Raw genomic sequence first — 23,704 nt, 5'->3', positions numbered from 1 at the left:
CACGGCACGCAGCCAGAATAGGAGACCCGGGGCCACCGTGCGGGACCCAAGCGCCGGTGCCGGCCACCCTGTCGGGTGTGCTACCGGTCCGCCGGTGACGATCGGAAGCGCGTGGCGCTAGCGCTCGCCCAACGAAACCGCTTGCGGCTCAACGGCTTCCGGCTCCTCGGCGTGTTCTTTGCGACCGCCGATCAACAGGCCGAGCAGCGCTCCCACGATGCAGATGACCACGGTGGCGCTGAAGATGTCGCCGTACATCATTGCGAACGCCTTGAGGTACATCGTCCCCTGCGCGGCGATCCGCTCCAGCAGGGAGGCGTTGGGCGGTATCGCAGCGGTCAGCCCCGCGACGATCTGGTTGAACCGGTAGAGGCCCCACGCGCTGAGCGCCGCGACCCCAATCAGCATGCCGGTCATCCGGGCCACCACCACGGCCGCCGAGGCGATGCCGTGCTGTGCCGACGGCACGACCCGCAGCGCCGCGGACGTCAGGGGCCCGATCACCAGGCCCAGGCCGATGCCGGCGACCAGAAGGTCGGCGTGCAACACGGGAACGCTGAACACCCCGAAGATGTCGTGCTTCTGGCTCAATACGTCCTGGCGCCAGTAGTGGATCAGCCAGTAACCGTAGGCCGCGATCAGCAGCCCGATGAACGTCATCACCCGGTCGCCCACGCGGGTGGCGATCCAGCCGCCCAGCACGGCCCCGATCGGCAGCGCGATCAAGAACCACAACAACAAGCCGGCGGCCTGCGTCTGGTCCATCTGCAGCACGCCCTGGCCGAACAGCTCCACGTCGACCAGCGTCACCATCAGCGCCGCACCTGCGGCCAACGATGCGCCCAGCGCGGCCAGGAAGGGGCGGAAGTGCACCCCCGCCGGCTCGATCAGCCGGGTGCGCGAGAACCGTTCCCAGAGCAAAAACAGCACCGCGACGACGACCGCCCCGATGACCAGCGGGAGCCCGTAGCTCGGCAGGATCTGCTTGCCGTCGGGTTGCGGGTTGTACAGGCCGATGACGGCCAGGCCCAGGGCGACCGCGAGCAGCACTCCGCCGACCAGGTCGACCCGCTCGGGGTTCTCGACCTTCTCGTGCGACGGGAGGCTGAATTGGATCATCGCCATCGCGATCAGGGTGAGCGGCACGTTGATCCAGAACACGTAGCGCCAGTCGTGGAACAGGTACACGATGAAGATCCCGTACAGCGGGCCCAGCACGCTGCCGAGCTCCTGCGCGGCGCCGATGCCGCCCAGCACGCCGGCGCGGTTGCGCTGCGCCCACAGGTCGGCGCCCAGGGCGAGGGTGACCGGAAGCAGCGCGCCGCTGGCCACACCCTGGATGGTGCGGCCGGCGATCAGCAGGTGGAAATCGCCCCAGTGCCCGGCGAGGGCGGTCACCACCGAGCCCACCATGAACAGGGCCAGGCTGACCTGCAGCACCAGCTTGCGGCCGAACCGGTCCGAGGCCCGGCCCAGCAGCGGCATGGCGGCGATGTAGCCCAGCAGGTACATCGTGATGATCCACGTGATGCGCTGCAGCTGGTTGATGGGGATGTGAACGTCGCTCATGATGTCGCGCATGATCGTCACGACGACATAGGCGTCCAGCGCGCCCAGCAGCACCGCCAGACTGCCGGCGCTGATCGCGACGCGGCGTCCGGTCTGCGAACTCATGAACTCACCGGGGGCTTGGTGACCTGGACCTGCTCACCCCAGTTCGACAGGGTGACCTGAACGGAATTGCCCGAACTCTTCTGCATGTTCGCCTGCACCAGCTGGTGGTCGCCGCTCTCCTGGATCCACACCGTGCTGGGCACCGGCTGCGTCGCGTTGAACTGCGGCATGATCTTGTTCACCGCGTCCGCCGACACGTTGCCGCTGACCCGAATGGTGCTCTGCCCGTTGATGGTCTCGCGGCCCTCGGCCTTGGCGTTGCTGAAGTTGGCCAGCGCGTTGCCCAGCCCGGTGTCCGGGTTCAGCAGCACCGACACGTCGTAGATGTCGGAAGCCTTGCCGAAGTCGCTCCACTTGTTCGGCGTCAGGGTGGCGTACAGGGTGCCGTCGACGACCACGAAGTTGGCGTCGATGTCGGATCCACCCAGGGTGATGGTGGCGTTGCCCTTGGCGGCGGTGGCCGGCGCCGTGGTGAGGTCACCGGTGAGCGTCTTGATGGGCAGCCCCTGGATCTTGCCTTGGATCGACAGGACCAGGTGCACGCTCTTGACGGCCTTGGTGGCGTCGGCCGACTGCTTGACCAGGGTCGTGGCGTCGGGCAGCGGGGCGCCGCTCTGCTTTGAACCCGACGAACAGCCGGCGATCAAGGCGGTGGCGAGGGTCAGGGATGCGATGACGGCCGATAGACGGCGGCGGGTCTGCATACCTTGCATCGTAGAGGGTGCCGCCGGCCGGCTTTGGAGACGCGGGGGCCCGGTGCCCGCCCGGCGACGCCGGTTTGGGGCTGCTCACCAGCGCGACCGCCGCGTTTGGGCGTCCGATTAACCTGATGGCATGTTCACCGGAATTGTCGAGGAACTCGGAGAGGTGACGGGGCGCGACGTGCTGGCCGACGCCGCCCGGCTCACCATCCGCGGACCCGTCGTCACCTCGGACGCCGGGCACGGCGACTCGATCGCCGTCAACGGCGTCTGCCTGACCGTCGCGGAGCTGCTGCCCGACGGCCAGTTCACCGCCGACGTGATGGCCGAAACCCTCACCCGGTCGAACCTGGGCGCTCTGGAGGTCGGCAGCCCGGTCAACCTGGAGCGCGCCGCGGCGGTGAACAGCCGGCTCGGTGGGCACATCGTGCAGGGGCACGTGGACGGGACGGGTCAGGTGGTCAGCCGGTCGCCGTCCGAGCACTGGGAAGTGGTGCGGATCGAGGTCCCCGCGGCGGTGGCGCGCTACGTCGTCGAGAAGGGATCGATCACCGTCGACGGCATCTCCCTGACGGTCTCCGGGCTCGGCCCCGACTGGTTCGAGGTTTCGCTGATCCCCACCACCCGGGAGCTGACCACGTTGGGTCGCGCCCCGGTCGGGACGCAGGTGAACCTGGAAGTCGACGTGATCGCGAAGTACGTAGAGCGGTTGCTCACCGCGCGATAAGCCTGCCGCCTCGGGTCAGCAGGGCTCGCCCGGCGGCGTCCAGTATGGCTCGCCGGACGGGGTGTAGCACGGCGGTGGTGCGTCGGGCGGCGGGACCGTCATCGCACCGGCGGGCAGCACCCAGTTACCCCAGCGCCCCGGGTCGGTGCAGCCACCGACGCTCACGTGCCGACCGCCGACGTCGGCGCACGCGTCGGCCGTGGCCCGTTGCGGGCAGGCGATGCCCGCTCCAAGTCCGGCCGCGAATATCGAGGTCACGACCGGTACCGCCAGTCTCACTGTGATGCTCATGCCGGTCAGAGTAGATTGCTGGCCGCGAATAGGGAGCCGTTTCGCCGCAGTCGGCCTATTGCTGGAGCCCACCCGCGGCCGGCGACCGCGAGCGGGGCGCTTTTGCCCGCGGTTCAGGCCGATGATGCAGTGCGAGCCGCGACGAATGTATAGGGGCACAACCTCCCGGGGTCGCCCGCGCCCGCGCGTCCCTGTGAACAGCATCGCAATAACCGCCCTCGCCCGGTGGTTCATACTGAATGCAAGACTTGGGCTCTTCCTGCGGACCCCTGAGACAGCAAGGTAGCGACGATGACGAGGTTGGACTCCGTCGAGAGGGCGGTTGCCGACATTGCGGCCGGTAAGGCCGTGGTCGTCATCGATGACGAGGATCGTGAGAACGAAGGCGATCTGATCTTCGCCGCCGAGAAGGCGACGCCGGAGATGGTGGCGTTCATGGTCCGCTACACCTCGGGCTACCTCTGCGTGCCGCTGGACGGCGCGATCTGCGACCGGCTGGCTCTGCTGCCCATGTACGCGGTGAACCAGGACAAGCACGGGACCGCCTACACCGTCACCGTCGACGCGAAAAACGGTGTGGGCACCGGAATCTCGGCCTCCGATCGGGCCACCACCATGCGGCTGCTGGCCGACCCCGCCAGCGTCGCCAACGATTTCACCCGCCCGGGGCACGTGGTTCCGTTGCGCGCCAAGGACGGCGGCGTGCTGCGCCGGCCCGGGCACACCGAGGCCGCCGTCGACCTGGCCCGGATGGCCGGGTTGCAGCCGGCCGGCGCGATCTGCGAGATCGTCAGCCAAAAGGACGAAGGCTCGATGGCGCAGACCGATGAGCTGCGGGTCTTCGCCGACGAGCACGACCTCGCACTGATCACCATCGCCGACCTCATCGAGTGGCGACGCAAGCACGAGAAGCACATCGAGCGGATCGCCGAGGCCCGCATACCGACCCGGCACGGCGAGTTTCGTGCCATCGGCTACGCCAGCATCTACGAGGACGTCGAACACGTCGCGCTGGTGCGCGGCGAGATCGCCGGGCCGAACGCCGACGGCGACGACGTCTTGGTGCGCGTGCACTCCGAGTGCCTGACCGGTGACGTGTTCGGCTCCCGGCGCTGCGATTGTGGGCCCCAACTGGACGCCGCGATGGCGATGGTCGCGCGGGAGGGGCGAGGCATCGTGCTGTACATGCGCGGCCACGAGGGCCGCGGCATCGGCCTGATGCACAAGCTGCAGGCCTACCAGCTGCAGGACGCCGGCGAGGACACCGTCGACGCCAATCTCAAACTCGGATTGCCCGCTGACGCAAGGGATTACGGAATCGGGGCGCAGATCCTGGTCGACCTCGGGGTGCGCTCGATGCGGCTGCTGACCAACAATCCGGCCAAGCGCGTCGGGCTGGACGGCTACGGCCTGCACATCATCGAGCGGGTGCCGCTGCCTGTCCGCGCCAACGCCGAGAACATCCGCTACCTGATGACCAAGCGCGACAAGATGGGCCACGACCTGGCCGGTCTCGACGACTTCCACGAATCGGTTCACCTGCCGGGCGAGTTCGGCGGCGCTCTGTGACCGCCGGCGACGACGCAGCGGGGGCGCCTCCCGCTGGTGGGGGACGGCGCAGGTGAGCGGTAGCGGGGAGCCGGACATCCCGGCGCTCGACGCGTCCGGCCTGCGCGTCGGCATCGTGGCCAGCACCTGGCACAGCAAGATCTGCGAAGCGCTGCTGGACGGCGCCCGCCGGGTGGCCGCCGAGTCGGGCATCGACAACCCGACGGTGGTCCGCGTGCTGGGCGCCATCGAGCTCCCGGTGGTGGCGCAGGAGCTCGCTCGCAACCACGACGCGGTCATCGCCCTGGGTGTCGTGATCCGCGGGGGAACACCGCACTTCGAGTACGTCTGCGACGCCGTGACCCAGGGCTTGACCCGGGTGGCGCTGGACGCCTCGACGCCGGTCGCCAACGGGGTGCTGACGACCAACACCGAGCAGCAGGCGCTTGATCGCGCCGGGCTTCCGGAATCGGTCGAAGACAAGGGCGCCCAGGCGGCCGGGGCGGCATTGACCGCGGCGCTGACGCTGCGTGAGTTGCGCGCTCGGTCGTGACCACGAGCGAGGGCTGGGACGTCGAGTTGCGTCCCCACCGCACACCGATATTCGTCTACGTCGCGGCGTTCACCATCGCCGCGGTGCACATCGCGATCGGCTTCCTGCTCAAGGTCGGATCCACCGGGGTGGTGTTCCAGACCACCGACCAGGTGGCGATGGCCCTGCTCGGCCTGGTGCTCGCCGGGCTGGTGCTGCTGTTCGCCCGGCCGCGGCTGCGGATCGGGGCGGCGGGAATCTCCGTGCGTAACCTGTTGGGCGACAAGCTCATCGAGTGGCCGGACGTCGCCGGCGTCTCGTTCCCGGTGGGCAACCGGTGGGCGCGCGTCGATCTACCCGACGACGAATACATTCCCGTGATGGCCATCCAGGCCGTCGACAAGGAACGCGCGGTCAACGCCATGGACACCGTGCGGTCGCTGCTGGCGCAGTACCGGCCGGACCTTCCTACGCACTGAAGGGAGCTATCCGTGCCGGCACGGATAGCTCCCTTCAGGTGAGCGGGTCAGAAGTTCTTACAGTCGGTCATCATCTGCTGGAAGATCGGCAAAGCCTGCTGCGCGCCCTGGTTGTGCTCGATGGCGTGCAGCAGGTTCACGCGCTGATCCGGCGACGACGCCAGGTACTGCTGCAAGAACTGCTGGTTCGGCGGCGACTGGTCGAGGTACTGAGCGGCCATCGGGTTTTCCGCGTGCACCGCCCGCATCGCCTGGTCGTAGCTGCAGGTCGTGTTGATCATCGGGCCGTAGTCGGGGGCCGCGGATGCGACCCCAGCTGCGGCGGTCGACGCCAATGCCAGGCCGCCGACCCCCATCGCGATCCTGGTCAACGAGCGCTTGAACATCTGTGGACTCCCTCCATTGATTGCCACCCACTGTAACGTCCAGCTACCCCCTTGGTAACCAGAACAAACCGTCCACACCGCCGACCGGTCGTCATAATCCGAGGTCATTGGGCCTTTTCGGGAATTGGCGGATCGGTCGGTGGGCTACTTGTCTATCGAACAAGCGCTCGAATGCGTTACAGGATGCGCCCGAACCGGGGGCGGCGTTTTCGCCGCGTCGAGCCGTGCTCCCGCGGCGCCGGCGTGTCCCGGGCGGCTACTAGCCTGGATGAGTGCCAGATCCCGCCACGTACCGTCCCCCGCCCGGGTCCATCCCGGTCGAGCCGGGCGTCTACCGATTCCGGGACGCGCACGGGCGAGTCATCTACGTCGGGAAGGCCAAGAGCCTGCGCAGCAGGCTGACGTCCTACTTCGCCGACATCGCAAGCCTGCATCCGCGCACCCGGCAGATGGTGACCACCGCCGCCAAGGTCGAGTGGACCGTGGTCAACACCGAAGTCGAGGCGTTGCAGCTCGAATACAACTGGATCAAAGAGTTCGACCCCCGCTTCAACGTCCGCTACCGCGACGACAAGTCGTACCCGGTGCTGGCCGTCACCCTCAACGAGGAATTTCCGCGGCTGATGGTCTATCGCGGTCCGCGCCGCAAGGGGGTCCGCTATTTCGGGCCCTACTCCCACGCCTGGGCGATCCGGGAGACGCTGGACCTGCTCACCCGCGTTTTCCCGGCCCGCACGTGCTCGGCCGGTGTGTTCAAGCGGCACAAGCAGATCGACCGTCCGTGCCTGCTCGGCTACATCGACAAATGCTCGGCGCCCTGTATCGGGCGGGTCAGCGCCGAGCAGCACCGCCAGATCGTGGACGACTTCTGCGACTTCCTGTCCGGCAAGACCGACCGCTTCGCCCGCGAGCTGGAACAGCGGATGCAGGCCGCATCCGACGAACTCGACTTCGAGCGCGCCGCGCGGCTGCGGGACGACCTGGGGGCGCTCAAGCGCGCGATGGAGAAGCAGGCGGTGGTGCTCGGTGACGGCACCGACGCCGACGTCGTCGCCTTCGCCGACGACGAGTTGGAGGCCGCGGTTCAGGTGTTTCACGTCCGCGGCGGCCGGGTGCGCGGCCAGCGCGGCTGGATCGTCGAAAAGTCCGCGGAGGCCGGTGATTCCGGCGAGGAGCAGTTGGTGGAGCAGTTCCTGACGCAGTTCTACGGGGAGCAGGCCGAACTGGGTGGCCACGACAACCAAGGGGCCGACGAAGCCGCCAACCCGGTGCCGCGCGAGGTGCTGGTGCCCTGCCTGCCGTCCAACTCCGATGAACTGGCCAGCTGGCTCTCCGGCCTGCGTGGCTCCCGGGTCGTGCTGCGGGTGCCGCGCCGTGGTGACAAACGGGCGCTGGCCGAGACGGTGCAACGCAACGCCAAAGAGGCTCTGCAACAACACAAGCTGAGGCGCGCTGGCGACTTCAACGCCAGATCTGCTGCGCTGCAGAACATTCAGGAGGCGCTGGGGCTGGCCGACGCGCCGCTGCGCATCGAATGCGTCGACATCAGCCACGTGCAGGGCACCGACGTGGTGGGCTCGTTGGTGGTGTTCGAGGACGGCCTGCCACGCAAGTCGGACTACCGCCACTTCGGGATCCGGGAGGCCGCCGGGCAGGGACGCTCCGACGACGTCGCCTCGATCGCCGAGGTGACCCGCCGCCGGTTCGCGCGACACCTCAGCGAACAGAACGACCCGAATATGCTTTCCCCCGAAGGGAAGTCGCGCCGATTCGCCTATCCGCCCAACCTCTACGTCGTCGACGGTGGCGCGCCGCAGGTCAACGCGGCCAGCGCCGTGCTCGAAGACCTCGGCATCACCGATGTCGCGGTGATCGGCCTGGCCAAGCGCCTGGAAGAGATATGGGTGCCCTCCGAGCCGGACCCCGTCATCATGCCGCGCAACAGCGAAGGGCTTTATCTGCTGCAACGAATTCGCGACGAGGCGCATCGGTTCGCCATCACCTACCATCGCAGCAAGCGATCTAAGCGAATGACCGCCTCAGCGCTGGATTCGGTGCCAGGATTGGGGGAACATCGCCGCAAGGCGCTGGTAACCCATTTCGGATCCATAGCCCGCCTCAAGGAGGCCACCGTCGACCAGATCACGGCCGTTCCCGGAATCGGTGTGGCCACCGCCACCGCCGTTCTGGAGGCGCTGCGACCGGAGCAGCCCGGAGAAGCCGAATGACGGGTGAAGTGGCCGAGGGCCACCCGGTGGAGGCCCGCCCCGAAGGCGGGGCCGGCATCGACGTCGTTCTGGTGACCGGATTGTCGGGCGCCGGGCGGGGTACCGCGGCCAAGGTGCTCGAGGACCTGGGCTGGTACGTGGCCGACAACCTGCCGCCCCAGCTGATCACGCGGATGGTGGACTTCGGCATGGACGCAGGATCTCGGATCACCCGGTTGGCGGTGGTGATGGACGTGCGGTCGCGCGGCTTCACCGGCGACCTCGACGAGGTGCGCAACGAGTTGGCCACCCGCAACATCACCCCGCGCGTGGTGTTCATGGAGGCCTCCGACGACATGCTGGTGCGCCGCTACGAGCAGAACCGCCGCAGCCACCCGTTGCAGGGCGAGGCGACCCTGGCGGAGGGCATCGCCGCCGAGCGCCGGATGCTGGCCCAGGTGCGCGCCACGGCCGATCTGATCATCGACACGTCGACCCTGTCCGTGCGCGGGTTGCGGGAGAGCATCGAGCGCGCGTTCGGCGGCGACGCCGGCACGTCGATCAGCGTCACCGTCGAATCGTTTGGCTTCAAGTACGGCCTGCCGATGGACGCCGACATGGTGATGGACGTACGTTTCCTGCCCAACCCGCACTGGGTCGACGAGCTGCGCCCGCTCACCGGGCAGGACCCCGCGGTGAGCGAGTACGTTTTGAGTCAGCCCGGGGCCGCGGACTTCCTCGACGCCTACCACCGGTTGCTGTCCCTGGTCGTCGACGGCTACCGCCGGGAGGGCAAGCGCTACATGACGGTGGCGATCGGCTGCACAGGCGGCAAGCATCGCAGTGTCGCGATCGCCGAGGCGCTGATGGGGCTGCTGAAGGCCAATCCTCAACTGTCGGTGCGGGTGCTGCACCGGGATCTGGGCCGCGAATGAGCGGGCCGACGAATCACGGCATCGTCGCCCTGGGCGGCGGCCACGGCCTGTACGCGACGCTGTCCGCGGCCCGCCGGCTCACCCCACACGTGACCGCCGTGGTGACCGTCGCGGACGACGGCGGTTCGTCGGGGCGGCTGCGTAGCGAATTGGATGTGGTGCCACCGGGCGACCTGCGAATGGCGTTGGCGGCCCTGGCATCTGACAGCCCCCACGGGCGGCTGTGGGCGACCATCCTGCAACACCGATTCGGCGGCAACGGGGCGTTGGCCGGGCACCCGATCGGCAACCTGCTGCTCGCCGGGCTGTCCGAGGTGCTGGCCGATCCGGTGGCCGCCCTCGACGAGCTCGGCCGCATCCTGGGCGTCAAGGGCCGCGTCCTGCCGATGTGCCCGATCGCGTTGCAGATCGAGGCCGACGTCTCCGGCCTGGAGACCGATCCGCGGATGTTCCGGCTCATTCGCGGCCAGGTGGCGATCGCCACCACCCCGGGCAAGGTGCGCCGGGTGCGGCTGCTCCCGTCCGACCCGCCGGCGACCCGGCAGGCCGTCGACGCCATCATGGCCGCCGACCTGGTGGTGCTAGGTCCCGGCTCGTGGTTCACCAGCGTGATCCCGCATGTCCTGGTGCCGGGCCTGGCTGCGGCGCTGCGGGCGACCACGGCCCGTCGGGCGCTGGTGCTCAATCTGGTGGCCGAGCCGGGGGAGACGGCGGGCTTCTCCGTCGAACGTCATCTGCACGTGTTGGCCCAGCACGCACCGGGGTTCACCGTGCACGACATCATCATCGACGCCGAACGGGTGCCCGGCGAGCGGGAGCGGGAGCACCTGCGCCGCACCGCGATGCTGCTTCAAGCCGAGGTCCACTTCGCCGATGTGGCCAGACCTGGTACACCTTTACATGATCCGGGCAAACTCGCGGCGGCCCTGGACGGGGTCCGGACGGCCCACAAGGCTCCGGGAGCGCCTCCGGTCACGGCCACCGCGGATATTCGGGTCGACAGTGCAAGTCCACAGACCGGTGGGAGCGGACCGGCTGGCAGCGGACCAAGGGGTGACGACGCGTGGCGATGACGACCGAAGTCAAGGACGAGCTCAGCCGCCTGGTCGTGAAGTCGGTCAGCGCGCGCCGGGCGGAGGTCACGTCGCTGCTCAGGTTCGCCGGCGGGTTGCACATCGTCGGCGGTCGCGTGGTGGTGGAGGCCGAGGTGGACCTCGGCAACGTCGCGCGCCGGCTACGCAAGGACATCTTCGAGCTCTACGGCTACAACGCCGTCGTGCATGTGTTGTCGGCCAGCGGGATTCGCAAGACCACCCGCTACGTGCTGCGGGTGGCCAACGACGGTGAGGCGCTGGCCCGCCAGACCGGACTGCTCGACAACCGCGGCCGGCCGGTGCGCGGTCTGCCCGCCCAAGTCGTGGGCGGCAGCGTCGCCGACGCCGAAGCCGCCTGGCGCGGGGCCTTCCTGGCGCACGGTTCGCTGACCGAGCCGGGACGGTCGTCGGCCCTGGAGGTCAGCTGCCCCGGCCCGGAGGCCGCCCTGGCGCTGGTGGGCGCGGCGCGCCGGCTCGGGGTCAGCGCGAAGGCCCGCGAGGTCCGCGGCGCCGACCGGGTGGTGGTGCGTGACGGCGAGGCGATCGGCGCGTTGCTGACCCGGATGGGCGCCCAGGACACCCGGCTCATCTGGGAGGAGCGCCGGATGCGCCGCGAGGTGCGTGCGACGGCCAACCGCCTCGCCAACTTCGACGACGCCAACCTGCGCCGCTCGGCCCGGGCCGCGGTCGCGGCGGCCGCCCGGGTGGAACGCGCACTCGAGATCCTCGGCGACACGGTCCCCGACCACCTGGCCTCGGCCGGCAAGCTGCGGGTCGAGCACCGGCAGGCGTCGCTGGAGGAGCTCGGCCGGCTCGCCGATCCGCCGATGACGAAAGACGCTGTGGCGGGCCGAATTCGGCGACTGCTGTCGATGGCCGACCGCAAGGCGAAGATCGAGGGCATCCCGGACACCGAATCGGCGGTCACGCCCGATCTGCTGGAAGACGCTTGACCCGGACAACGGCTTGTAGCGGGGGCGCGACGCTGAGCTAACCGCCGCCCTGTCCCTGGCAAATCCCGTTCGAGCGCATGAGTGATCACGCCGGCAATGCTTGCCCCGCGTGATTGGTGCCAAATAATCCGGGACTGGCAGCGCTGATCTACATTCCACATTCAATTCACATAGATCATGTAATTCATAAATTCGCTCTTTGGTGACATGCAATCCCATTTCGGGCGCTTAGGCGGCTGACTGCGGCACGCCCGCTCCGCTGTTACGCAAGCCGGTGACTGGCGAATTCATACAACGCACATATCTTCTCTGAAGATCATATGAGTTTCGGACGTGTCGGTCTTCGGTGAGTCACGCGGGCGCAGGTAACCCGTGCCACGGCGAATCCGTTGGGGCCAGACGCAACTCATGGCCAGGTACTGCTCCGTCGCCCCGTCCCGTGGAGGCGTCCGGCAGCGGTCTCATTTCGCCGTGATCGCAATTTATGCTCGTGAGATTTTTATTCATCCGCCGGCGCTTCCCGGGCTTCCCACTCGCATTTTCACCAAGTATTCATGCGGTCGCCTTGTCCGATTCGCGCGAGGTAGGGAGGTTTATCGCCGTTTTGCGTGCCGGGCCCACCCAGAAGCGGTCGTCCACCCCGGGCGCTGCGACGGTGCCGAACCGGGCGAGTCGGGCGGAAGGCATTTCGGCCGCGGCTGGCTAGTGTCCTGTCTGCAAGGAATCGCCCGCTCGCCAGCAAATTCTCTTATCCCGTTTTCGGCGGCGGCACGAAGGGCTCGATTGGCGGCGTTCGGCTGGTCGGCGGACGCAAGCACAGGGCCGGCGGTGGCGACACTGCCGGAGGCGGAGGATGGCATGGATTTCGGGGCGTTACCGCCGGAGATCAACTCCGGCAGGGTCTATTCAGGGCCGGGGCCGGCGCCGCTGCTGGCGGCGGCGGCTTCCTGGGACGGTTTGGCGGCCGAATTACGTTCGGCAGCAGGGTCTTACGGTTCCACGATCTCGGAGCTGAGAGTCCTCTGGCGCGGGCCCGCGTCGACGGCGATGGCGACCGCGGCGACGACCTACATCGCGTGGCTAGACGGTACCGCCGTGCAGGCCGAGCAGACCGCCGTGCAGGCCAAGGCGGCCGCGGCCGCCTACGAAGCCGTCTTCGCGGCCACCGTCCCGCCCCCGGTGGTCGCGGCCAACCGGGCCTTGCTGGCCTCGCTGATCGCGACCAACATCCTGGGTCAAAACACCCCGGCGATCGCGGCCACCGAGGCGCAGTACGCCGAGATGTGGGCGCAGGACGCGGGCGCCATGTATGCCTATGCCGCCTCGTCGTCGGCGGCGGCGCAACTGACACCGTTCGCGGCGCCGGCGCCGACCACCGAGGGCAGCGCGGAGGCCGACCAGTCGGCCGCGGTGGCCTCCGCGCTCGGGTCGTCGAGCGCCTCGAGGGTGGAATCTGCGCTCTCGGAGGCGGTTTCGCAGGCGCCGGCCGGGCTGCAAAGCCTCGCGGTGAGCGCGAACGTGGTGACGACGCCGGCGGCCGCCCTGCCGTTGGGCCTGGCGGACATCACCGGGATCCTGAAGACCTTCAACAGCATCATGGGCACGATCTCCGGCCCGTACACCCCGCTCGGGGTGGCCAACCTCGCGAAGAACTGGTACCAGATCGCCCTCAGCATCCCGAGCGTGGGGACGGGCATCCAAGGTATCGGGCCGCTATTGCACCCCAAAGCGCTCACCGGGGTCCTTGCGCCGCTGCTGCGCAGCGACCTGCTGACCGGAGCGGCCGCGTTGTCGAGTGCGAGTCCGGTTTCGGCCGCGACGAGTCAGGCCGGGCTGGTCGGGTCGTTGTCGGTGCCGGCGAATTGGGCTTCTGCCGTTCCCGCGATCCGCGCGGTGGCGGCCGAGCTGCCGGAGACGATCGTGGAAGCCGCTCCCGCGATGGCCGTGAACGGCCAACAAGGGATGTTCGGCCCGGCTGCCCTGTCAAGTCTGGCCGGACGTGCCATGGGGGACACCGCGACTCGCGCGGTCGCCGGGTCGACCGTTCGCGTGCCGGGTGCCGTCGTCGTCGACGACATCGCGACCACGTCCACCGTCATCGTGATCCCGCCGAACGCCAAATAAGAAAGGGTGCGGCAATGGTCTTCAGCGATTTCGCAACGCTGCCACCGGAGGTGATCTCCACCCAGATCTATGCGGGCCCGGGCGCCGGGCCGCTGCTGGCCGCCGCCGCGGCCTGGGACACGCTGGCCGCCGAGTTGCACTCCACCGCCGCCTCTTACGGCACGGTGATCTCGGACCTCGTCGGCGAGGCCTGGCAGGGTCCGTCGTCGGAGTCGATGGCCGCGGCGGTAGCACCGTATCTCGCGTGGATCTCGACCACCGCGGGCCAAGCCGAGCAGACCGGCGCCCAGGCCCGCGCCGCGGCCGCCGCCTACGAAGCCGCCTTGGCCGCGACCGTGCCGCCGCAGCTCGTCGCGGCGAACCGCATCGCGTTGGCCGAACTGTTGCAGACGAACCTACTGGGGCAGAACGACGCGGCGATCGCGGCGATCGAAGACGAGTACGGCCAGATGTGGGCCCAGGATGTCGCCGCCATGTTCAGCTACGCCGGCGCGTCGGAATCGGCCGGTGAGCTGACCGCTTTCGAGGGGGCGCCGGCCACCACCAACGACGGCGGGCCGGCGGCCCAGGCGGCCGCCACGGCCGCGTCAGAGCCCACGTCGTTGTCGTCCTGGCTGAAGCAGATAGAGGACTACCTCACCTCGCTCACCGGCCAATACACCAAGTTCTGGCAGCAGCTGATCGGGGGAGTCACGGGGAGCCCGGACGTCGCACCCCTGTGGGAAACGTTGTATTCCAGCATTTCCCAGATCGGCACCCAGGCAACGTGGACCAACGTCACCAACGCCAGCATCGGCCTGGGCGTGTCGCAGTGGAAGAACTTCTTCATCTACGCGCCGTGGAGCGCCGCGATGTCGAAAACCTCGCTGGGCGCCGGTCTGGCGTCGCCGGGCCACGTCGCCGCCGGGGTCGCGGCCAAACCGGTGTCGGCGGTGCTGGGCAACGCGCCGACGGTGGGGAAGCTTTCGGTGCCGCCCGGCTGGGCGACCGCCGCCCCGGCGGTCCGGCTGGCGGCTCTGCCCGGCACCAGCGTGGCCGCGGCCGCGGCGGCGGATGTCCCCGGCCTGGTCAACGAGGCGACGCTGGGCAGCCTGGCCGGTGGCGCGCTGGGCGGCCCGGCGGCGCGCGTGGTCAGTTCAACCGGCATCCAGCAGCCCCGCGTCGGCACCGGCGAGCGGCGCACCCCACCGGTCAAGCTCGACCGCATCATCGCCCAGCTCCAGGAGATGCCCGACCAGGTGCAGCACTGGAACGTCGACGAGGCCGGGCTCGATGACCTGGTCGCCAAACTCAGAACGACGCCGGGCGTGCACGCCGTGCACGTGACGGACGGCGCGGAGGTCGCGGTCGGCGGCGCCGAAGCCAAGTCGGGATAGTTGGGGCGCAACGGGTTTCGCGTCGTGATCGCGGGCCGGGCCGGGCCATAGCGGGCAATCCGCACGAAGGAGGACTGATGAGACTGTTGTTAGCGCTTCTCGGTGTGTCGCTGGGCATCGTTGCCGCGGCGCCCGCGCACGCCATCCCCGGGGAGGACGAAGCGGCGACCGACGAGAACAACGAGGTCTTCATCGCCGACCTGCACAGGGTGGGGATCAGTTTCGCGGACCCCGATCAAGCCGTCGCCGCCGGAAAGGCGGTGTGCGGCCTGATCTCTCGTGGCGTGTCCGGCCTTCAGCTGCTCAATGACCTGCGGGACAACAATCCCGCGCTGACGACCAACGGTGCCGCCCAGTTCGCGACGATATCAGCGAAGTCGTTCTGCCCGCGACAACTCGACGCTTCCGCGAAGAGCTAGGCGGTGCCTGAAACCCCAAGTAGCCAACGCCGCGGTATGAGTCGCGGTCGATAAGCACTCACGTTCCCCCGTCGCAGAGAAAAACCCGATGTCGCAACACAAGTCGCCAGCCATTGAGCTGGAGCCGGTGCTGGATTCCGGTGCCCTGCCGCCGGAAGCCATTTCCGGTCGAATGCATTCGGGGCCCGGCGCCGAATCGATGATGGAAGCCGCCAGGGCGTGGGAAGTGCTCGCTGCTCAACTCGGTGAGATGGCAGAGAAATACCGGGCGGTGATCTCCGAGCTGGGTGTGGCGGAACAGAACGCTTCGGTGAGGGCGATAACTCAAGCCCTCGCGGCCCACGCGGCGTGGCTCGACGCCACCGCTGCCCAGGCCCGGCAGACGGCCACCCAGGCCGGGGCGGCCGCAAGCGCTTACGGTCTGACCCGTGCGGCGGCAGCGGCGCCTGGTGCGATCATCGCCAACCGGCTGCGGCGGATCTGGCTGGCCGCGGCGAACTGCCTAGGCCAGCTGAGTCCGGCCATCGCCGACGCCGACGCCGACTACGATCGGATGTGGGCCCAAGACACCGCCGCTCTGGTTGCCTACGCCCGCGCCTCGGCGGCCATCACGCTTACACCATTCAGTTCGCCTTGCGCTCGTCTGAGCGAGACGACGCGCCACGCTGCGGCGGTCACCGAGCCGTCCCGTCGATGGCGTCTGACGGTGGCGCCGGAGGTCATATCGACTGGGGCGCAGGTGATCTCGACCATCTCCGAAGCGCTCGATGCGCTGGCCTCCTCGCCGCTGGCCTCCTTCGACGTGGCCCTGCTGCCGAAAACGGCGGCCCTGTCCAGGTTGAGTTCACTGTCGGCGCCGCTGGACGTCGCGCTCAACCACCTGAGTTCCCTCAACAAGGCCGCCGCGCTGGATAGGGCCTCGGCCGTGCGGTCCCGGTGGGTTACCGCGTCCGGCGCGGACGACGCCGCGACGCGTGTGAGCGTCGGTAACCGCGCAGCGGTGGGGGCCTTGTCGGTCCCCAGGGCGTGGACTCGGTCGATGCCAAGCCCCCCATGGCCGAGTCCGCAAGCGAGTCCCGTCGATCGAAGCCAGTGAGCCATCCGCGGCCGACGAGTTGCGGCGCAAGGGTTCCCGTCATTCGCCGCCGCTGTGCGCGCGACGCATGACGTCAACCGCGGACCTCGCGTGCCGGCGGTGCCCGCCGGCGTCCGTCGGCACCTTTGCGCGGCGGGCTCCTCGGGACCGGTCCCGAACGGCGCAGGCGGTCGCAACGACCTGGCGACCGGGCGGATGCGCGCCCGGCTCAGCCTGCGGGTAGTTTGTTTGCCATTGCTGGTCGCGACGGGGGTCGGGGGGCTACGGTCGGGGGATGAAACGGCTCTCGAGTGTTGATGCGGCGTTCTGGTCAGCCGAGACTGCGGGCTGGCACATGCATGTGGGCGCGCTCGCGATCTGCGACCCGAAGGACGCACCGGAGTACAACTTCCAGCGGCTGCGCGAACTGATCATCGAACGGCTGCCGGAGCTGCCGCAGCTGCGGTGGCGGGTCACCGGGGCGCCGCTCGGGCTGGACCGGCCGTGGTTCGTCGAGGACGAGGACCTGGACCCCGACTTCCACATCCGCCGCATCGCCGTCCCAGCGCCCGGCGGCCGGCGCGAGCTCGAGGAGCTGGTCGGCCGGTTGATGTCCTACAAGCTGGATCGTGCGCGGCCGCTGTGGGAGATGTGGGTGATCGAGGGGGTCGAGGGTGGCCGGATCGCTTCGCTGACCAAGATGCACCACGCCATCGTCGATGGCGTCTCGGGAGCCGGGCTGGGCGAAATTCTCTTGGACATCACCCCGGAACCTCGACCACCGCAACAGGAAACGGTGGGATCCCTGGTCGGCAACCGGATTCCGGGCATAGAGCGGCGGGCGGTGGGCGCGCTCATCAACGTCGGCGTCAAGACGCCCTTCCGCATCGCCCGACTGGTGGAGCAGACGGTGCGCCAGCAGATCGCCGCGCTCGGTGTGAGCGGCAGGCCCCCGCGCTATTTCGAAGCGCCCAAGACCCGGTTCAACGCGCCCGTGTCGCCGCACCGCCGGATCACCGGCTGCCGCGTGGAGCTGGCCCGGGCCAAGGCCGTCAAGGATGCCTATGGCGTCAAGCTCAACGACGTCGTGCTGGCGCTGGTGGCCGGTGCCGCCCGCGAGTACCTGCAGAAGCGGGGCGAGCTGCCCGCCAAACCGCTGATCGCCCAGATCCCCGTCTCCACCCGGACCGACGAGAACAAGGACGACGTCGGCAACCAGGTGAGCTCGATGACCGTGTCGCTGGCCACCGACGTCGAGGACCCCGCCGAGCGGCTCCGGGCCATCCACGAGAGCACCCAGAACGCCAAGCTGATGGCCAAGGCGTTGTCGGCGCACCAGATCATGGGGCTGACCGAGACCACCCCGCCGGGGCTGCTGCAGTTGGCCGCCCGCGCCTACACGGCTAGCGGGCTGTCGCGAAACCTGGCCCCCATCAACCTGGTTGTGTCCAACGTGCCGGGCCCACCGTTCCCGCTGTACATGGCCGGCGCCAAACTGGATTCGCTGGTGCCGCTGGGGCCGCCCGTCATGGACGTCGCCCTGAACATCACCTGCTTCTCCTACACCGACTACCTGGACTTCGGCTTCGTGACGACGCCCGAGGTCGCCAACGACATCGACGACATGGCCGACCGCATCGAGCCGGCGCTCACCGAACTGGAGAAGGCCGCCACCCGGGAGTGAGCCGGAAACCATCGAACGTGCCTTTCGCCGAGCGTCACGCTAGCGTGTCCGCCGCAAGCGACTATCACGCTAGCGTGACCGCGCGCCTGGCCAACGCGGCTCGTACCCGCCCGACGATGTCCGTGGGACGATCACCGACCACCACTCGAACGACGATCCAGCCCAGGCGCTCGAGCGTTTCGCGCCGCCTGATGTCCCACGTGTATTGCCAGCGATCCCGACGATGTTGCTCACCGTCGTACTCGGCTGCGACTTTGAAATCCTCCCACCCCATATCGAGGTAGTACGTTAGGTCGCCGAACTCGTCACTGACCGGGATCTGGGTTTGCGGTCGGGGCAGCCCCGCTTGGATCAGCAACAGTCGCACCCACGTTTCCTTCGGGGACTGCGCGCCGGCGTCAGCGAGACTGATCGCATTGCGCGCCGACCGAATGCCGGGTCGCCCCGCGTATCGCTCAGCGAGCAACTCGATCTCAGCCTCCTTGCAGTTCGTTGCGCGAAGCAGGTCGTCGATCGCGGCCACAGCGTCGTTCGTCGGATGCCAGCATCCCAGATCGACGGCGGTACGGGCCGGCGTGGTCACGGGAACACCGTCGAACAGCGTGATTTCGTCGTCTTCTAGGGGACCACCGTGAACCCGTAGTCCGGGCAATGGGTTTCTGTTGCTATGGAGGATCTCAATCGGTGCCGTGGCGTCGACCCACTGGGCACCATGAACGGCGGCAGCCGACAGGCCCGCGACAACGCCCCGCCGACGCGACCACAGCCATGCCGCGCGGGCTCGGATAAGAGGGGTGAGTTCGGCGCGAGGGTCGACATAGACGTCGCGAAACAACTTCCGGTAGTGAGTGCGCAAAGCGCTCTTGACGACATCTCCATTCGAGACTGCCTCACTGCCGATGAAAGGCTCCGCCATCGCGGCAGCGTCGCACAAACCGCAACGAACGTCAGGTCAGTAGGGCCCGGCTATCCACAATCGGCCACGCCAGCGTGACCCTCGCGCCCCTGAGCCACGCTGGCGTGACGCTGGGCGGAGGGGGCGTGACGCTGGGGGCGCCAGCCCCGGCCTAGTCGCGCTCGGGCGGGTTCGTCGCGTACACCCAGGACAGGAACCGGGCGACAGCCTCCGCGGACCGATGCGCCCGCGGGGAACTGAAAATGTCGAAAGCGTGTTGCGCGTTGGGCAATTCGGCGTAGGCGACCGGCGACTTCGACACCGCCCGCAGCTCCTCGATGAACTCCTGGGCCTCCCCGACGGGAATCAGCGAATCGTCGCAGCCGTGCAGGACGAAGAACGGTGGCGCGTCGGCCCGCAGCCGCCGGATCGGCGAGGCGTCGACGTAGACGTCGCGGTGCGCGTCGTATTCCCGCTTCACCACGAACTTTTCGAGCAGCGAGACGAATTCGGGTCGGCCCTCGCCCTCGGTGGAGAACCAGTCGTAGCGGCCGTAGATCGGGACGGCGGCCGCCACCGACGTGTCGGCGTCCTCGAAGCCCGGCTGGAATTGCGGGTCGTTGGGGGTCAGCGCCGCCAGCGCGCACAGGTGCCCGCCGGCCGAGCCGCCGGTGACCGCGACGAAGTCGGGATCACCGCCGTAGTCCGCGATGTTCTCCTTGACCCAGGCCAGCGCCCGTTTGACGTCGACGATGTGGTCGGGCCAGGTGTGGCGGGGGGAGACGCGGTAGCCGATGGACACGCACACCCAGCCGCGCGCGGCGAGGTGGCTCATCAGCGGGTAGGCCTGCGGCCGGCGCATCCCGATCATCCAGGCGCCGCCCGGAACTTGCAGCAGCACAGGCGCCTTCGCGTCGCGCGGCAGGTCGCGGCGGCGCCAGATGTCGGCGAGGTTGGCGCGGCCGTTGGGGCCGTAGGACACCACGTTCGTCTTCTCGACGTACCGCCGGCGCGCCACGGTGTTGCCCAGCGGCAGGCTGCGCCGCCCGCTGCGCGTGGGCTTGGCGTGTGGCAGCTTGCCCAGCGCCTCCTCGTAGTCGTGACCCAGCTGCTCGCGTAGGCCCGCCTCGAGCACCCGGCCCGGGGTGGTGACGGCGCGGTAGCGGATCACCCCGAGGATGGCCCACGACGCGGCGGTCATGGCCAGCGCCGCCTTGCCGCGCCGCCCCTCGAAATGGCCGCGCCGCGCGCGTCGCAGCGCATCCACCAGCGAGATGGTGAAGTAGACGCCCGGCACCTCCGAGGTCGGCCAGCCGAACCAGAAGACCAGCACGGTGCTGTACCCCTTGCGGGCGAGCGGCCGTAATCCGTTGGCGGCGTTGGCCAATTCCAGCGCGGCGCGGGCCAGCGGCCGGGGGCGTACCAATCGGCGCATCAGCCGTTGACCCGCGACTGCAGTTCGTTGCGCAAAATCTTGCCGGTGCTGCTGCGCGGCAGTTCGTCGACGACGGCGATTTCGCGGGGGACCTTGTAGTTGGCCAGGTTGTCCCGGACGTGTTGCTTGAGGGTCTCGGGCGTCGCCTCGGCGCCGTCGCCCAGCACGACGAACGCCGCCAGGCGCTGCCCGTACTGCTCGTCGTCGACGCCGATCACCGCGGCCTCGGCCACGTCGTCGTGCGCCGCCAGGATCTTCTCCACCTCGATCGGGTAGACGTTCTCACCGCCGGAGACGATCATCTCGTCGTCGCGGCCGACCACGAACAAGCGGCCGGCCTCGTCCAGATAGCCGACGTCGCCCGACGACATGAACCCGGCGTGAAAATCCTTGGTGGCCCCCGAGGTGTAGCCCTCGAACTGGGTGTCGTTGCGGACGTAGATCGTGCCGACCTCGCCGGTGGGCAGCTCGTTGAATTCGCTGTCCAGGATGCGGATTTCGGTCCCGCCGGCGGCCCGTCCCGCGGTGTCGGGCGCCGCGCGCAGGTCCGCCGGGGTGGCGGTGGCGATCATGCCGGCCTCGGTGGCGTTGTAGTTGTTGTAGATCACGTCACCGAACTCGTCCATGAACGCGGTGACGACGTCCGGACGCATCCGTGAGCCGGACGCCGCGGCGAAGCGCAATGACTTGCAGCTGTAGCGCTTTCGAACCTCGGGCGGCAGCTCCATGATGCGGTCGAACATCACCGGAACCACCGCCAGGCCGGTCGCGTGGTGCCGGTCGATCAGGTCCAGCGTCGCCTCCGGATCGAACTTGCGCCGGGTCACCACCGTGCACGCCATCGACGCCGCGAAGATCAACTGCGAAAAACCCCAGGCGTGGAACATCGGCGCCACGACCACGATCGTCTCCTCGGCCCGCCACGGCGTGCGGTCCAGAATGGCCTTGAGGGTGCCGATGCCGGCATTGCCACCGGTTTGGTTGGCCCCCTTGGGCGTTCCGGTCGTGCCGGAGGTCAGCAAGATCATCCTGCCCTTGCGGCCGGAGCGTTCCGGCCGCTGGCCTGCGTGATCGGTGATGAGCTTCTCGACGGTCAGGTCGTGGTCGCCGTCGGTCCAGGCCACGATGCGGGTGGCGTCCGGCTTGTCGGCCAGCGCCCGGTCCACCGTCTCGGTGAACTCCTCGTCGTAGATGACGGCGTCGACGCCCTCGCGGTTGACCACCTCGGCGAGCGCGGGACCGGCGAACGACGTGTTCAGCAGCACCACGTCGGAGCCGAGCCGGTTGACGGCCACCACCGACTCGACGAAGCCGCGGTGGTTGCGGCACATGATCCCGACGACCTTGGGTTGGCCCGTGGGCAGCTGCTGCAGCGCCGCGGCGAGGGCATTGATGCGCTCGTCGAGCTGGCGCCAGGTCAGCGTGCCGAGTTCGTCGATCAGGCCCGGCCGGTCCGGGCAGCGTTGCGCCGCGCTGGCGAAGCCGACGGTCATCCCCAGCCCCTCGCGGCGCATGGCCGAGGCGATCTTCAGGTAGCGGTCGGGCCGCATCGGCGCGATCATGCCGGCGCGGCGCAGCGTGGAGATGACGCCGAGGGCGTGGCTGATAGGACTCAACGGAGAAGCCACGGGTCAGCCCAGGATCGGGAAGCGTCGCTTGGCGGCCAGGTCCTTGAGGGCCTGCTGCATGACCGACCGCACGTGCTCGTCGACCTCGTCGACGTCCGGGTCCTCACCGAATTGCGCGGCGATGTCGATCGGCTCGAGCACCTGCGTGACGATTTTGGTGGGCAGGGGCAGGTTCGGCGGGATCACCGCGCTGAAGCCGAACGGGAAGCCGAACGACAGCGGCAGGATGGCGCTGCGCAGGAGGCGCTTGATGCCGAGCCGCTCGGCCAGCCAGGTGCCGCGCGACAGGTAGAGCTGGGTCTCCTGCCCTCCGATGGACACCGCGGGGACGATGGGGACGCCGGCGTCGATCGCCGTCCTGACGTATCCCTTGCGGCCGTTGAAGTCGATGACGTTCTCCGCGAGCGTGGGCCGGTATGCGTCGTAGTCTCCGCCCGGGAAGACGATCACGACCCCGCCTGACCGCAGGGCTTGGGCCGCGTTCTCCCGGTTGGCCCGGATGTATCCGGTGCGCCGGAAGAACTCCCCGGTGGGGCCGGTCATCAGGATGTCGTGGCTCAGCGTGTAGACCGGCCGGTCGTAGCCGAACTTCTCGTAGAAGTGGACCGTGAAGATCGGGACGTCCATCGGGAACATGCCGCCGGAATGGTTACCGACGACCAGCGCACCGCCGGGCGGGAAGGCGCCGAGCCCGTGCACCTCCGACCGGAAGTAGGTCTTCATGGCCGGGCGCATCACGCCCATCAGGCGCTGGGTCAACACGGGGTCGAATTTGCCGATGTCGCCGACATCGGGGTGATCGTCGTCGGTCACGTTCCTCCCTTGACGCTCCCGCGAGGCTGCCTCGGATCTGAACGAGCCGCGTCGAGTTCCTCGATGGTAGCGACCGGTGCGGGCCGGCCGTCATGGTGTTTATCTCTTTCCCTTTCCGGGGATATGGTGCCGGCGGGGTGCGGGCGTTATTGTTACGACGCCCTCAGTGAAATTTCGAGAAACGGAACCCGATGGACGTTGCCGGTTTGTCCGCAGAGCGCAGCGCCCGGGGCAGCCGCAGGGTCGGCTCCCGTGAGCATCGGGTACGTCGTGCGCACGCCGGGCTGGCCCGTCCCGAATCGAGGGGATCCGTGCCGTCGGCGCCGAGCGCCGACCGGGCTGCCGCAGACGCCCCCGACGCGGCCGACCAGCGCCAGGCCGACTACTTCGTGCGGTTGCTCTCCCAGAATCGCAGGCTCATCGAACAGCGGCTCGACGACTACCAGAAGGCGATCGCGACCGCGCAAGCCGGCGGCGACGTGGATGCCGTCTGCAACCTCCGGCGCATGGCGCGCATCGAGGAACAGGATCGGGACAATCTCGACGGCATGCTCGAGCGATTGCGAAGCCGCTTCGCCCGCCGGGCCCCAGCCGACCCGCCCGTTCAATCCCCTCGCCCGCGATCCGCTGTCCGCTAGCAATTCGCTTACCGCGCAGCGTTTTACGTCCCTCAAGCGAGCGTGGGCGGGCTGAGGCCGGCCGAATCGGCCACGCCCGCACCGCGGTGC

General features: G+C 68.8%; 22 protein-coding genes. 14 read left to right on the top strand and 8 right to left on the bottom strand.

Features of this window, described 5'->3' with window-relative positions; translation table 11 throughout:
* Window positions 1–117: 117 nt before the first annotated feature.
* Together A5691_RS08930 and A5691_RS08925 are read right to left on the bottom strand one after the other, a co-directional pair.
* Entirely contained in the window at window positions 118–1,674 is a 1,557-nt protein-coding gene (locus A5691_RS08930) for an MFS transporter (RefSeq protein WP_067752949.1), read from the bottom strand.
* The gene (locus A5691_RS08925) at window positions 1,671–2,378 is read right to left on the bottom strand and encodes an LppX_LprAFG lipoprotein (protein WP_067752961.1); all 708 of its coding nucleotides are present in this window, start codon (window positions 2,376–2,378) and stop codon (window positions 1,671–1,673) included. Before A5691_RS08925 ends, A5691_RS08930 begins: the two co-directional genes overlap by 4 nt.
* A gap of 130 nt (window positions 2,379–2,508) precedes the next feature.
* On the opposite strand from A5691_RS08925, the gene A5691_RS08920 reads away from it, so the two are divergent.
* Entirely contained in the window at window positions 2,509–3,102 is a 594-nt protein-coding gene (locus A5691_RS08920; protein ID WP_068016188.1) for a riboflavin synthase, read from the top strand.
* Window positions 3,103–3,117: 15 nt separating this feature from the next.
* On the opposite strand, the gene A5691_RS08915 is transcribed toward A5691_RS08920, so the two are convergent.
* The gene (locus tag A5691_RS08915; RefSeq protein WP_067891074.1) at window positions 3,118–3,393 is read right to left on the bottom strand and encodes a hypothetical protein; all 276 of its coding nucleotides are present in this window, start codon (window positions 3,391–3,393) and stop codon (window positions 3,118–3,120) included.
* Window positions 3,394–3,684: 291 nt separating this feature from the next.
* Here A5691_RS08915 and A5691_RS08910 point away from each other — a divergent pair, with 291 nt between their 5' ends.
* The 3 genes from A5691_RS08910 to A5691_RS08900 are packed head-to-tail and all read left to right on the top strand — an operon-like array spanning window position 3,685 to window position 5,952.
* Complete coding sequence (locus A5691_RS08910; RefSeq protein WP_068016185.1) at window positions 3,685–4,962, top strand: bifunctional 3,4-dihydroxy-2-butanone-4-phosphate synthase/GTP cyclohydrolase II; 1,278 nt, start codon at window positions 3,685–3,687, stop codon at window positions 4,960–4,962.
* Between the two features lie 52 nt (window positions 4,963–5,014).
* The gene (gene ribH / locus A5691_RS08905) at window positions 5,015–5,494 is read left to right on the top strand and encodes a 6,7-dimethyl-8-ribityllumazine synthase (RefSeq protein WP_067275845.1); all 480 of its coding nucleotides are present in this window, start codon (window positions 5,015–5,017) and stop codon (window positions 5,492–5,494) included.
* Window positions 5,491–5,952: a PH domain-containing protein gene (locus A5691_RS08900; protein WP_067891077.1), complete on the top strand. Its 462-nt coding sequence runs from the start codon at window positions 5,491–5,493 to the stop codon at window positions 5,950–5,952. The genes ribH and A5691_RS08900 overlap by 4 nt, the downstream gene beginning before the upstream one ends.
* 47 nt (window positions 5,953–5,999) lie before the next feature.
* On the opposite strand, the gene A5691_RS08895 is transcribed toward A5691_RS08900, so the two are convergent.
* A complete protein-coding gene (locus A5691_RS08895; RefSeq protein WP_067275840.1) occupies window positions 6,000–6,338 on the bottom strand; it encodes a hemophore-related protein in 339 nt (112 codons plus the stop codon).
* Window positions 6,339–6,610: 272 nt separating this feature from the next.
* Between A5691_RS08895 and uvrC the strand changes: the two genes are divergently transcribed.
* The 9 genes from uvrC (at window position 6,611) to A5691_RS08850 (ending at window position 18,205) form a co-directional block, all read left to right on the top strand.
* Entirely contained in the window at window positions 6,611–8,566 is a 1,956-nt protein-coding gene (gene uvrC / locus A5691_RS08890; protein ID WP_067752976.1) for an excinuclease ABC subunit UvrC, read from the top strand.
* Window positions 8,563–9,480 (top strand): RNase adapter RapZ, encoded by a 918-nt coding sequence (gene rapZ / locus A5691_RS08885; protein ID WP_067752979.1) that lies wholly within the window; start codon window positions 8,563–8,565, stop codon window positions 9,478–9,480. The genes uvrC and rapZ overlap by 4 nt, the downstream gene beginning before the upstream one ends.
* Window positions 9,477–10,553, top strand: coding sequence for a uridine diphosphate-N-acetylglucosamine-binding protein YvcK (gene yvcK / locus A5691_RS08880; protein WP_067752982.1), 1,077 nt, complete (start codon window positions 9,477–9,479; stop codon window positions 10,551–10,553). The genes rapZ and yvcK overlap by 4 nt, the downstream gene beginning before the upstream one ends.
* Complete coding sequence (gene whiA / locus A5691_RS08875) at window positions 10,550–11,527, top strand: DNA-binding protein WhiA (RefSeq protein ID WP_139272911.1); 978 nt, start codon at window positions 10,550–10,552, stop codon at window positions 11,525–11,527. The genes yvcK and whiA overlap by 4 nt, the downstream gene beginning before the upstream one ends.
* A gap of 858 nt (window positions 11,528–12,385) precedes the next feature.
* Window positions 12,386–13,651: a PPE family protein gene (locus A5691_RS08870; protein ID WP_068266534.1), complete on the top strand. Its 1,266-nt coding sequence runs from the start codon at window positions 12,386–12,388 to the stop codon at window positions 13,649–13,651.
* Window positions 13,652–13,665: 14 nt separating this feature from the next.
* Window positions 13,666–15,027: a PPE family protein gene (locus tag A5691_RS08865; protein WP_068016183.1), complete on the top strand. Its 1,362-nt coding sequence runs from the start codon at window positions 13,666–13,668 to the stop codon at window positions 15,025–15,027.
* Between the two features lie 77 nt (window positions 15,028–15,104).
* Entirely contained in the window at window positions 15,105–15,446 is a 342-nt protein-coding gene (locus A5691_RS08860; protein ID WP_067752988.1) for a DUF732 domain-containing protein, read from the top strand.
* Window positions 15,447–15,534: 88 nt separating this feature from the next.
* Window positions 15,535–16,542: a PPE family protein gene (locus tag A5691_RS08855; protein ID WP_156675577.1), complete on the top strand. Its 1,008-nt coding sequence runs from the start codon at window positions 15,535–15,537 to the stop codon at window positions 16,540–16,542.
* A 274-nt stretch (window positions 16,543–16,816) separates the two neighbouring features.
* The gene (locus tag A5691_RS08850) at window positions 16,817–18,205 is read left to right on the top strand and encodes a wax ester/triacylglycerol synthase family O-acyltransferase (RefSeq protein ID WP_067752991.1); all 1,389 of its coding nucleotides are present in this window, start codon (window positions 16,817–16,819) and stop codon (window positions 18,203–18,205) included.
* A 64-nt stretch (window positions 18,206–18,269) separates the two neighbouring features.
* On the opposite strand, the gene A5691_RS08845 is transcribed toward A5691_RS08850, so the two are convergent.
* The 4 genes from A5691_RS08845 to A5691_RS08830 form a co-directional block, all read right to left on the bottom strand.
* Window positions 18,270–19,121: a hypothetical protein gene (locus A5691_RS08845; protein ID WP_067752994.1), complete on the bottom strand. Its 852-nt coding sequence runs from the start codon at window positions 19,119–19,121 to the stop codon at window positions 18,270–18,272.
* A 151-nt stretch (window positions 19,122–19,272) separates the two neighbouring features.
* Entirely contained in the window at window positions 19,273–20,535 is a 1,263-nt protein-coding gene (locus A5691_RS08840) for an alpha/beta hydrolase (RefSeq protein ID WP_067752996.1), read from the bottom strand.
* On the bottom strand, window positions 20,535–22,142 hold the full coding sequence (gene fadD12 / locus A5691_RS08835) for an acyl-CoA ligase FadD12 (RefSeq protein ID WP_156675578.1): 1,608 nt from the start codon (window positions 22,140–22,142) through the stop codon (window positions 20,535–20,537). The genes A5691_RS08840 and fadD12 overlap by 1 nt, the downstream gene beginning before the upstream one ends.
* Before the next feature lie 24 nt (window positions 22,143–22,166).
* Window positions 22,167–22,907 (bottom strand): lysophospholipid acyltransferase family protein, encoded by a 741-nt coding sequence (locus A5691_RS08830; protein WP_156670056.1) that lies wholly within the window; start codon window positions 22,905–22,907, stop codon window positions 22,167–22,169.
* 380 nt (window positions 22,908–23,287) lie between these two features.
* Between A5691_RS08830 and A5691_RS08825 the strand changes: the two genes are divergently transcribed.
* Window positions 23,288–23,614, top strand: coding sequence for a hypothetical protein (locus A5691_RS08825; RefSeq protein WP_231969371.1), 327 nt, complete (start codon window positions 23,288–23,290; stop codon window positions 23,612–23,614).
* Window positions 23,615–23,704 lie beyond the last annotated feature (90 nt).

Source organism: Mycobacterium sp. E183 (assembly GCF_001667735.1).
GTDB lineage: Bacteria > Actinomycetota > Actinomycetes > Mycobacteriales > Mycobacteriaceae > Mycobacterium.
The sequence above is the reverse complement of the archived record's forward strand: the minus strand, read 5'-3'. Positions and strand labels throughout refer to the sequence as shown.